Annotated in this window: 1 protein-coding gene; it reads left to right on the forward strand. The window is 68.5% G+C overall.

The window, feature by feature from the left end; translation table 11 throughout:
* Positions 1 to 151: 151 nt before the first annotated feature.
* Positions 152 to 1,414, forward strand: a 1,263-nt coding sequence (locus AQJ67_RS44170) for a polyketide synthase dehydratase domain-containing protein (RefSeq protein ID WP_244190816.1), incomplete at its 3' end; no start/stop codon positions are given.

Here is a 1,414-nt window from a genome sequence, read left to right on the forward strand (position 1 = left end):
AAGCCCCCACCCGGTGTTGACTCCCAGCCTGGAAGAGACCCTCTTCGAGTCCCACCCGGCAGCGGTCGTGACCGGGACTCTGCGCCGGGGGGAGAACGAGTCCGAGCAACTGCTGACCGCCGTCGCCCGGCTGCACACCCACGGCGTTCCGGTGGACTGGTCCGCGATCGTGGGCCAGAACTCGACAATCGACCTGCCGACCTACGCCTTCCAACGCGAGCACTACTGGCCGAGCCCCCGCGCTGTGGCCGGAGACGCGCGGGGCATGGGATTGATGTCGGTGGGCCACCCGCTGCTGGGAGCGGCGGTGGAACTGGCCGGTGGCGAAGGTGTGGTGTTCACCAGCCGACTCTCCCTCGCCTCACATGCCTGGCTGGCCGACCACACAGCGCGAGGTGTGGTGTTGCTGGCTGGCACGGCGTTCGTCGAACTGGTCGTGCGGGCCGGTGACGAGGTGGGCTGCGGTGTCCTGGAGGACTTGGTGCTGGAGCGGCCGTTGGTGCTGCCCGAGCGCGGGGCTGTGCAGGTGCAGGTGGTTGTCGACGCGCTGGAGGAGTCCGGCCGTCGCGCGGTGAGCGTGTACTCCCGCCCTGAGGAGGAGACGGACTGGACACGCCACGCCAGTGGAACGCTGGCCTCCGAGGCATCCGTGCCGGTGTGGCAGGAAGTGGTGTGGCCGCCGGCGGATGCCATCAAGGTGCCGGTGGACGGGCTTTATGAGGACCTGGCCGAGACGGGGTACGCGTACGGCCCGTCCTTCCAGGGACTGCAAACAGCTTGGCGGCGAGGCAAGGAAGTCTTCGCCGAGGTGTGGCTGGCCGATGAAGTGGCTGAGCGGGCGGGTGAGTTCGGTATCCACCCGGCATTGTTCGACGCCGCCCTGCACGCCGCCGCATACCTGCCCGGTGAGGGCATAGGCGGGCTCCCGTTCGCATGGAGCGGGGTGTCGTTGCACGCCTCGGGCGCACGGTCGTTGCGGGTACACCTGTCGGTCACCGAGGACGGCGCACTCTGCCTGAACGCGGCCGACGACACCGGCACCCCGGTGGTGTCGGTGGACTCGCTGGTGGTACGACCGGCACAACAAGGCCAGTTGAGTTCACCTGGCTCCGGCCAGGACAACCTGTTCAGCGTGGACTGGGTTCTCAAGCCTGTTGTCCCGGCTGGTGCGGGCGATGTGTCGCGGTGTGTGGTGGCAGGCGTCGGTGGTCAGGATCTGGCGAAGGTCTTGGGTGTTCCCTGGCATCGGGAGTTGTCCGAGTGCCCGGAGGCGGATCTTGTCCTCCTGCCCGCGGGCGCTGATGCCGTCGGAGCGGACGACGGTGACGTGGCCGTGGCGGCGCGTTCGGAAGTGTCCCGGGTGTTGGACTTGGTGCAGGAGTGGCTGGACAGCGATGAGCGCTCTGAAGCCCGC

It is taken from the genome of Streptomyces caeruleatus, from assembly GCF_001514235.1.
Taxonomy (GTDB): domain Bacteria; phylum Actinomycetota; class Actinomycetes; order Streptomycetales; family Streptomycetaceae; genus Streptomyces; species Streptomyces caeruleatus.